The sequence below is a fragment of the Halomonas sp. NPDC076908 genome (assembly GCF_050269715.1).
Lineage (GTDB): Bacteria > Pseudomonadota > Gammaproteobacteria > Pseudomonadales > Halomonadaceae > Vreelandella.
Genome location: NZ_JBNNIW010000024.1, coordinates 53586 through 63059 on the forward strand (window position 1 = coordinate 53586; position 9474 = coordinate 63059).

A 9474-nucleotide genomic window follows, 5' to 3' on the forward strand; every position below is an offset into this window, starting at 1 on the left:
TTAAATCCTAACCATTATCATCAGAGGTTTTCTAGTTAAAGCTGGCAAGCCACTGAGACGCTTCTTCATCGCCCAACGCTGAGGCTTGGGCAAAGGCTTGTTGGGCTTGGTCATCCTTACCCCAGGCATAAGCGAGCTGGCCATAGGCGCGCCAATCAGCAGCTGATTGAGTCTGCAGCGCCAAGGCTTGCCAAGCATTGAGCGCTCTCTCAACGTCTTTGGCCTGCCGCCAGGCGTTGGCAAGCAGGCGCAGATTGGTTTCATCGCGGACAATATTGCCCTCACCCAGTGCCTGCTCTAAATGCTCTGCTGCCCGCGCGGGGGTACCGCCCGCAAGATGTAGCTGAATTAACAGCCAGCGGTCTTCCGATTGCGTTAATTTGCCTAACTGCCACGCCATCTCCCATAGGCCAGCAGCAACACCGGCTTGTCCTGCCTGCTGGGCAAGCCCAGCCGCTTGACGCCATTGGATAGCATCGCTTTCGGCATTCAAACCTTCCAGCAAATAGCTCAATGCCTGATCGCTTTGACCGGCATTACGATAGACCGCCAGCATTAGGGCTTGTTGATTTTCATCAGGCTGCTGGTTGAGATCAGATGCCTGCTCAAGCGCTTGATCAAGCCAGTTCGCGGCCTCCTCCCAGCGCTCTTGCTGCGCCAGCAGGCGGGTTAACTGCCAAGTGGCATCGATATCTTGATGGCTGGCTAACCACTCACTGAGCAACTCAATGGCCTGATCACGCTGACCGGCGGCACGGCGCAACGACGCCTCTTCACGAAGCCAGCGTGCCGCCTGAGCACTATCTATACCTTCCAACTGACGGGCAGTTGCCAAACGGTCTGCCGCCGGGCCGGGCTGCTCTTGACGGGCTAACGCGCCTGCTGCGAGCTGCTGGTAAAGCGCGCTGGCCCAGCGATCAGCTTGGTTGCCAGCCGACAAGCGCTCGGCTTGAGCGGTTGCCCGCTCGACAACGTTGGATAACGCACCCTCTTGCAACTGGGCCTGCAGCGCGTTGAGGTCGGCAATCACATCCCCGCGCAAGGCAGGACTTGCAAGGGCGGACGCTGACCAGGCACCCAGCAAAAGCACACATAAAAACTGCTTCATAACGCTACCTCAACTGAAACTCGATTCGCTGAGTGGCATTGCGCAACTGATCGCTGGGCTCAAACTGCCACTGGGCAATCGCCTCCTGGGCAGCCTCTTCAAACACCCGGCGGGGCTGTGCATTGGTTACCCTTATAGACGAGGCATCCACACTGCCATCGCGACGAATCATAAATGCCACTTCTACAAAGCCTTCCATGCCCCGCCGCTGTGCCCGGGTGGGGTAGCTTGGATTAACCCGGCTGGTCGGTGTGGCTTGACCTACGCTAACCGGCTCATTCGACGGTGCGGGCTGGGCTTGCGGAGCCGCTTCGCGCTCAGCAGGCGCTGCATCCGAAGCCGTCGATGAAGCACTCTGGGTAGGCGCAGGTGGCGCTTCAGGAGGTGGCTCGGGCGATGGCGTTGGTTCTGGCTCTGTTGCAGGCTGGGGCTGAGGCTCCGGCGTCACCTCCGTTAGCTCAGGCAATTCACTATCCATTGCAATGGGCTCAACGGGCTCATCAGGAAGCTCGACTTCCGGCATGCTAATCGCACTATCGGCCACCGGTGGCGGCTCAGGCGTTGGCATGGGTGGTGGCGCTTGCTGGGGAGCACTCTGAACGGGCTGTGGCGCAGGCGCTTCTTGCTCTGGGGCCACCTCGGGCGCTTCCACCATGGTCATGGCCATACTCATGGTCAGCTCTTCAGGCTGCTGTTCTGGTGGCGTCACCAGCTGTGCTAGCAGCCAGAATAAACCTACCGCGAACACCACACCTCCCAGTAACGAAAGCAGGTGACGCATCATGAACCACTCCGACTCGCCGCCACCGCAATTTGATCGACGCCCGCCTCACGCAAGCGATCCATTACCTCGATCAATAGCCCGGTGGTCGACTCACGATCCGCTTGAATAACGACTGAGCCATCTTCACTTAGCATCTCAGCCACCTGTTGGCCAACCCGGTGTATATCGACTGGGCTGCCATCTACCCATACCGCGCCTTCCGGAGAAACCGCCACAAGCACCTGGGCATCCGGACGCGGGGTAGCCGCGCTGGATTCAGGACGATTAATCTCTACACCGCTCTCTTTGACAAAGCTGGTGGTCACGATAAAGAAAATTAGCATGATAAATACGACGTCGAGCATGGGAGTCAGGTTCACTTCATTGCTCTCAGCCGTGGCATCTATAGAACGGCGTCTACGCATCACTCTCCTCCACTGCCCGCGCCAAGCGATCATGCAGTCGCTGGTCTTCACGACGAATGACGTGCTCTAAACGACTAATAAATAAAAGCCCTACAACGGCGATGGCCATACCGGTCAAGGTCGGCAGTGTTGCCCGGGCGACACCGTCAGCCATGGCACGCGCCTGATGAGTCTCACTCAGCGAAAGGCTGTCGAATACACTAATCATGCCGGTTACCGTGCCTAGCAAGCCCAGTAACGGACACAGGGCTACCAGAAGTTTTAGCCACGGCAACGGCTTATGCAGCTTGGCTACCAGTGCCTCGGCCCAAACATGACGCAACGTGCGCGCACTCCAACTGCGGTGGTCGCTGCGCGCCGCCCAGCGGCGCAATAGCTGGCGACGCGCGATGCGCCAGGTAACCCGGTAATACCACCAACGCTCCATAGCCATGGCAAATACCAGCACGGCCACCACTGCCAGCACGACCAGTACGGCGCCACCCGCCTCCACTAAACGCTCAACCGGCTCAAGCCAAAGAGGAAGAGTGGGCATGTTAATTCACCACAGGTGTGTGAGATTCCAGATGATCCGCCAAGGTGGCGCTCGCCTGCCCTTCAATTACGTGGGTTAAGTAACGGCTGCGACCCGATAGCGCTGTTTGTACAAAAAGCAGCGGCACGGCGGTAATCAAACCCAATACGGTGGTGACCAGCGCCTGACTAATACCGCCGGCCATTAACTGTGGGTCACCGGTGCCAAACACGGTAATGGCCTGGAAGGTCACGATCATGCCGGTCACTGTGCCCAGCAATCCGAGCAGCGGCGCGATAGCCGCCAGCAATTTAACTATCGGCTGACTGCGCTCTAACCGTGGCAGCTCGGCCAATACTGCTTCATCCAGCCGCGCTTCCAAGGCCTCCGGCGTTTGATGTTTATCCATGCCTTCAAAACGGAGTAACACACGGCCCAGCGGATTATTGGATTGCAACTGATCAAGGGATTGGCGCTGGCGGCGAACACGCACGCTGACCAGCACGAGGTACAAATACTGACCCACGCCTACGATCAAGCCTAAAATACCCAACGCCACAACGACATAACCTACATAGCCACCTTGCTGGAAGCGCTCCCATAAACTAGGGCGCTGGGTCAACGCCTGTAGCACGCTGCCTTGAGTGGGGTCGACGGCAAACACAGTGCTTTCGCCCTGATAGTAGCCAGGTATCAGACCGCCAATTTCCTGCGGCGTGCGCGGCATCACTGCCAAGCTGCCATCGTTTTCGTTACGCTGAAGCAACTCACTGTCGGTAAAAGCAGCAAAATCCCCAAGCTGGATCAGCTCGCGAGGAACAACATCGCCGTTGGCATCCGCGACCGGTAACTCAAGGCGTTGTGCGCGCCCAGTACGGGCGGTTAGGGCCGCCAGGCGATCAACCATGGTTTCTAACTGATGGCGCTCAAGCACTTCAACTTCATCTAAACGCGGAGGAAGCGCATCCTCATTCAGGGTTAACAGACTATCGACGCCTAATGCATTGCGTATTTCTGAGCTGTGCCGGGCAAGATTAGCCAGCAAGCCTGACAGCGCTTCGCCCTGCTCTACCTGGCGCTCAGAGAGCTCGCTCGCCAGCTGGCTTTGCTCTGCCTGCTGAGCCTGTAGATCGTCATACTGCTGCTGAGCGCTTTCATGCTCGCTGCTCGCCTGCTCCAACGCGGCTTCTAACGCTTGCTGGTCGTCCAAAAAGCTCATCAGGCGCTGCTGATCGCGCGCCTCAGCAGCCTCACGGGCTTCGCGTAGCGTATTACCGCTATCGGTTTGTGCCAGGGAGACGCCACTGATCGCCATCAGCATCAGTAGCGCGCAGGTGTAGCCAAGACGGCGAATAACGAGACAATAAGTAGGTAGGCAATAACGGCTCACTGTTGCTCTCCCTGCTGGTCGTTCACACTAATTGAGAGCGGTAAGGTTAAGAGGTCTGGCGCACGCTGATCTTCTGCCATGCGCAGACCATTGCGTACTTCACGCAGGTAATTATCATCTAACGGCTGCCAGGCGCCCGCTTCTGCATTCCACACGCCGCCCTCGCGACCGTCCGGCGCTAAGTAATAAAATCCGATACGCCCGATACGCAGAAAGTCCACCTCACGAGTGCGCTCGTCTTGGCGCAAACGACCACGCCAGCTGTCGATATCACGTCCGTAATCGAGCTCAACGCGCCACGCTTCGAGCAGCCCATTAATACGCTCAATGGTATTGGCACCTTGCTGGTCTGGCTGGCGTTGAACACGCGCTAAACGCTCATCACGTAGAAATGGCAAATCACCCTCTATCCAATGAGTGAGCTGCTCAGCCATATTTTGCTCAATCTCGGGAAGTGCTGCGCGCGTCTCTTCAAGGGTATCTAATGCAGTGGCTAGACGCTGCTGGCGTTCGGCTTCTTCGGCTAAACGCCCGGCCAAGGAAGCATTATCTGCATTCATCTGGCGGGTTTCGCGCTCTAAGCGGCGCAACTCCTCCAACTGCTCACGGGTTTGCTCATCAGCAGCATCAATTTGCTCCTGAAGTGCCGCCTGGGATTGCTGGGCTTCCACACTATCGGCCGCTTGAGCCACTGCTTCGTCACTTGCCAATAGCGTGCCACTGGCCAGCACTCCTGCTAGCCACCATCCACGCAAGGCAAAGAAAGGCCTGTTCAGCACGTCAACACTCCGTCACTGAGTAGCGGGCAGTTGCACTGCCGCTAAAAACTAATTAGGTATACGAACGATTTGCGTTTATCTTTTGCACCGTCTAGCCTACCACTAATATAATAAATGACAATATTTATCATTAACATCTGTGAAACACTTTGTCATAAGCACAAAAAAGCGGGAGCTCTTTTGAACTCCCGCTTTTTATTACCGCTACCAGACTCACTGCGTTGCTTAAGTACCAGTCCGCATTAGCTTCTTTTTAGAAAGCCCAGTCGTCGTCTTCCGTGGCGACGGCTTTGCCGATCACGTAGGAGGAGCCGGAGCCGGAGAAGAAGTCGTGGTTCTCATCGGCGTTAGGCGACAGCGCTGCCATAATGGTGGGGTCTACATCGGTCACGCTGCTGGGGAACAGCGGCTCGTAGCCGAGATTCATCAGCGCTTTATTGGCGTTGTAGTGAAGGAATTTCTTAACGTCTTCACTCAGGCCGACCTCATCATAGAGCGACTCTGTATAGCGCACTTCGTTGTCGTAAAGCTCTAGCAGTAGCTCATAGGCGTAATCTTTAACTTCCTGCTGACGCGCCGGGGTTGCTTCCGCCAGCGCCTGCTGGAATTTGTAGCCTATATAGTAACCGTGCACCGCTTCGTCGCGAATAATCAACCGGATTAAGTCGGCAGTATTGGTCAGTTTGGCGTGGCTTGACCAATACATTGGTAAGTAGAAGCCCGAGTAGAACAGAAACGACTCAAGGAACACGCTGGCGACCTTGCGCATCAGTGGGTCATCGGAGCGGTAGCGCTCTAAAATCAGCTGCGATTTTGCCTGCAGCGTAGGGTTCTCTTCACTCCAGCGAAATGCATCATCGACATCGCGCGTGGCACACAGCGTTGAGAAAATAGAGCTATAGGAGCGCGCGTGCACCGACTCCATAAAAGCGATGTTGGTATATACCGCTTCTTCATGGGGTGTACGGGCATCTTCCATCAGCACCGGCGCACCAATGCTACTCTGGATAGTATCCAGCAGCGTCAAACCAGTGAATACACGGATAGTCAGTTGCTTCTCTTTATCCGTTAGGGTATTCCACGACTGAATATCGTTTGAGAGCGGCACCTTTTCAGGCAGCCAAAAATTACTGGTTAAGCGGTTCCACACTTCCAGGTCTTTATCGTCTTGAAGCCGGTTCCAGTTAATCGCATCAACCCGCGATAAACGTTGCATGGTGTTCATAGCGTTACTCTTTAAAATTCGCTCAAAAACGTGCGCTCAACGCCCGGGTAACAAAACCCGGGCTGGCAAAAAAACGGGCCTAATAAAGCGTCGCGCTCAATAACTGACGCTGTGCTTAAGTCGCCTAACGGTTATAGAGTGCAGGAGACGCAACCTTCTACCTCGGTACCTTCTAAAGCGCTTTGACGTAGGCGGATGTAGTAAAGGGTTTTGATCCCCTTCCGCCAAGCATAAATCTGCGCTTTGTTGATATCCCGCGTACTGGCGGTATCAGGGAAGAACAGGGTTAATGATAGGCCCTGGTCAACGTGCTGCGAGGCTTCCGCGTAGGTATCAATAATTTTCTCAGGGCCAATTTCATAGGCGTCCTGGAAGTAAGCGAAGTTCGCCTCATTGAGGAACGGTGCAGGGTAATAAACACGCCCCAACTTGCCCTCTTTACGGATCTCGATTCTCGCCGCCACCGGGTGAATACTGGAGGTGGAGTTGTTAATATAGGAGATTGAGCCCGTTGGCGGCACGGCCTGCAGGTTACGGTTGTATAAACCGTGAGCCATAACCGAGGCTTTTAGCTCTTGCCAATCATCTTGGGTCGGCAGCGCAATGCCACTGCGCTCAAACAGTTCACGTACTTTGCCGGTGCGCGGCAGCCACGCCTGTTCGATATATTTAGTGAAAAACTCACCCGAGGCGTAGGTAGAGTTGGCAAAATCTGCAAACGTATCGTTATGCTCAATGGCCAAGCGGTTAGACGCACGGATGGCATGGAAGGCAACGCAGTAGAAGTAGAGATTGGTAAAATCCAATCCTTCATCAGAGCCGTAGTAGATATGCTCACGCGCCAGGTAACCGTGCAGGTTCATCTGCCCCAAGCCAATCGCCCGCGACTTTGCATTGCCTTCGGCAATAGAGGGTACGCTACGAAGATTGCTCATCTCCGACACCGCCGTAAGGCCGCGGATAGCAATTTCGACGCTGGTACCGATATCCCCCGAATCCATTACCTTGGCAATATTCATCGAACCTAAATTACACGAAATATCCTGACCAATATGGCGATAGCCAAGGTCGTCGTCGTACTCGGTAGGCGTGTTGACCTGCAGAATCTCCGAGCAGAGGTTGCTCATATTAATACGACCGGCAATCGGATTGGCGCGATTGACCGTGTCTTCAAACATGATGTACGGATAGCCCGACTCAAACTGTAGCTCAGCCAGTACCTGAAAAAATGCCCGCGCATTGATCTTGTGCTTGCGAATACGCGCATCCGCCACCATTTCATGATACTTCTCGGTAACGCTGATATCACCAAACGGGACGCCGTAAACGCGCTCCACGTCGTAAGGTGAGAACAGGTACATATCGTCATTGCGCTTGGCTAATTCAAAGGTAATATCCGGGATCGTAACGCCCAGCGAGAGCGTTTTGATACGCACTTTCTCGTCGGCGTTTTCCCGTTTGGTATCCAAAAAGCGCAGGATATCGGGGTGGTGAGCATTTAGATAAACCGCCCCGGCACCCTGACGCGCACCTAGCTGGTTGGCATAGGAGAAGGCATCTTCCAGCAGTTTCATGATCGGGATAATGCCCGATGACTGGTTCTCAATACGCTTGATGGGCGCGCCAGACTCACGAATATTGGTGAGCAGAAACGCAACGCCGCCACCACGCTTTGAGAGCTGCAGAGCAGAGTTAATCGAACGACCAATCGACTCCATATTGTCTTCAATACGCAGCAAGAAGCACGACACCAGCTCGCCACGCTGCTGCTTACCGCAGTTCAAGAAGGTGGGGGTCGCTGGCTGGAAACGCCCGCTGATGATCTCGTCTACTAACGACTTGGCCAACGCTTCCTCGCCTCGCGCCAGGGTCAGTGCCACCATGCAAACACGGTCCTCATAGCGCTCTAAATAGCGCTTACCATCAAAGGTCTTCAGCGTGTAGCTGGTGTAGTACTTGAAGGCACCCAGGAAACTAGGGAAGCGAAATTTATATGCGTAGGCTTGTTCAAACAGCGCCTTAATAAAGGCAAAGCTGTACTGAGCCAGCATTTCGGCTTCGTAATACTGCTCTTCCACTAGGTAATCGAGCTTTTCCTCCAGCGAGTGGAAGAACACCGTGTTCTGATTAACGTGTTGCAAAAAGTACTGACGGGCCGCTTCACGGTCTTTGTTGAGCTGTAACTCACCGTCGGTGCCGTACAGATTGAGCATAGCGTTAAGCGCATGGTAATCCAACGTACGCACTTCAGACGTCGCCGCAGGTCGTTTTCCCTCAACATTTTTAGAGGCTGACTCTTTTGGGGCTGACTCTTTTGGGGCTAAGTCTTTTGGGGCTAAGTTTGTCGTTTCCAAAACTCTTCTACTCCTTTGCGAACCCTGGCGACATCTTCATCAGTGCCCAACAGTTCAAATCGATACAGCAGCGGCACGCTGCACTTTTCCGCGATGATACGTCCAGCCAGACCATACGCATCACCAAAATTAGTATTTCCCGCTGCAATCACCCCGCGTAGGAGGTTGCGGTTATGCGTGTCGTTTAGAAAATGAATCACCTGCTTAGGCACTGCTCCCTGCGCGCTTCCCCCACCATAGGTGGGGGTAATTAAAATATAGGGCTGGGTAACACGTAAAACAGGTTCATCTCGGCCTAGTGGCAGCCGCTTGGCGACAAGGCCAAGCTTTTCTACAAAACGATGGGTATTGCCTGACTTAGTAGAGAAGTAAACCAAACTGCTGGCCATAGGTGTCTCTGGGCAACTTGCCAGCATCGCAGTGACCTAGGCCAGTGCTTGAATACGGTCTGGCCGGAAGCCTGACCAGTGATTCTCACCCACCACAACGACGGGCAACTGACGATAACCCAGCGCTTCGACTTCTTCTTGTGCACCCGACTCAGCGGTAATATCGATAACCGTATATTCAAGACCATGCTTGTCTAAAGCGCGGTAAGTAGCAGTACATTGCACACACGCAGGCTTGCTATAAATCTGAATTTCCATGGGTGATCCCCTTTTCATAGCGGCATTTTTCGGGTAGAGCATATCTAGTGCCCCACCCCTTTTGAAGACACAACGCATACTATATATAGACCATCAGAAAATCAATTCAAGCATATGTGGTATTTTTCATCCACAGGTTATTGACAACTAATGCCCAGGGCTTACCTATAGAACATCGGCATAGGGGCGGTCAGCATGGCTGACCGGTCCCCTGCCACACCACCCGGCATGCGGGTCCGCACCGGGCGGTTCGAGAAGTTAAGGTTATG

At 54.4% G+C, this 9474-nt stretch carries 10 protein-coding genes; all 10 read right to left on the minus strand.

Translation table 11 applies throughout. The features are described 5' to 3' along the window. Positions 1-31 precede the first annotated feature (31 nt). The 10 genes from ACQKE4_RS14145 to nrdH all read right to left on the minus strand — a co-directional run bounded on the left by ACQKE4_RS14145 (position 32) and on the right by nrdH (position 9205). Positions 32-1108: a hypothetical protein gene (locus ACQKE4_RS14145; protein WP_427389055.1), complete on the minus strand. Its 1077-nt coding sequence runs from the start codon at positions 1106-1108 to the stop codon at positions 32-34. A gap of 4 nt (positions 1109-1112) precedes the next feature. Then, positions 1113-1892, minus strand: coding sequence for a TonB family protein (locus ACQKE4_RS14150; RefSeq protein WP_427389056.1), 780 nt, complete (start codon positions 1890-1892; stop codon positions 1113-1115). Beyond that, on the minus strand, positions 1889-2296 hold the full coding sequence (locus tag ACQKE4_RS14155) for an ExbD/TolR family protein (RefSeq protein ID WP_290837255.1): 408 nt from the start codon (positions 2294-2296) through the stop codon (positions 1889-1891). Before ACQKE4_RS14155 ends, ACQKE4_RS14150 begins: the two co-directional genes overlap by 4 nt. Further along, positions 2289-2831: a MotA/TolQ/ExbB proton channel family protein gene (locus tag ACQKE4_RS14160; protein WP_427389057.1), complete on the minus strand. Its 543-nt coding sequence runs from the start codon at positions 2829-2831 to the stop codon at positions 2289-2291. Before ACQKE4_RS14160 ends, ACQKE4_RS14155 begins: the two co-directional genes overlap by 8 nt. Position 2832: 1 nt before the next feature. Next, complete coding sequence (locus ACQKE4_RS14165) at positions 2833-4131, minus strand: MotA/TolQ/ExbB proton channel family protein (RefSeq protein WP_427389061.1); 1299 nt, start codon at positions 4129-4131, stop codon at positions 2833-2835. 65 nt (positions 4132-4196) lie between these two features. Further along, positions 4197-4979 carry a DUF3450 domain-containing protein gene (locus ACQKE4_RS14170; RefSeq protein ID WP_427389058.1) on the minus strand — a complete coding sequence of 261 codons (783 nt, stop codon included), beginning with the start codon at positions 4977-4979 and terminating at the stop codon, positions 4197-4199. A gap of 253 nt (positions 4980-5232) precedes the next feature. Continuing rightward, positions 5233-6222 carry a class 1b ribonucleoside-diphosphate reductase subunit beta gene (gene nrdF / locus ACQKE4_RS14175; protein WP_427389062.1) on the minus strand — a complete coding sequence of 330 codons (990 nt, stop codon included), beginning with the start codon at positions 6220-6222 and terminating at the stop codon, positions 5233-5235. A 113-nt stretch (positions 6223-6335) separates the two neighbouring features. Beyond that, entirely contained in the window at positions 6336-8558 is a 2223-nt protein-coding gene (gene nrdE, locus ACQKE4_RS14180) for a class 1b ribonucleoside-diphosphate reductase subunit alpha (protein WP_427389059.1), read from the minus strand. Next, positions 8540-8947 (minus strand): class Ib ribonucleoside-diphosphate reductase assembly flavoprotein NrdI, encoded by a 408-nt coding sequence (gene nrdI, locus ACQKE4_RS14185; RefSeq protein ID WP_427389060.1) that lies wholly within the window; start codon positions 8945-8947, stop codon positions 8540-8542. The genes nrdE and nrdI overlap by 19 nt, the downstream gene beginning before the upstream one ends. Positions 8948-8983: 36 nt before the next feature. Beyond that, the gene (gene nrdH, locus ACQKE4_RS14190; protein WP_290837265.1) at positions 8984-9205 is read right to left on the minus strand and encodes a glutaredoxin-like protein NrdH; all 222 of its coding nucleotides are present in this window, start codon (positions 9203-9205) and stop codon (positions 8984-8986) included. Positions 9206-9474: the final 269 nt, after the last annotated feature.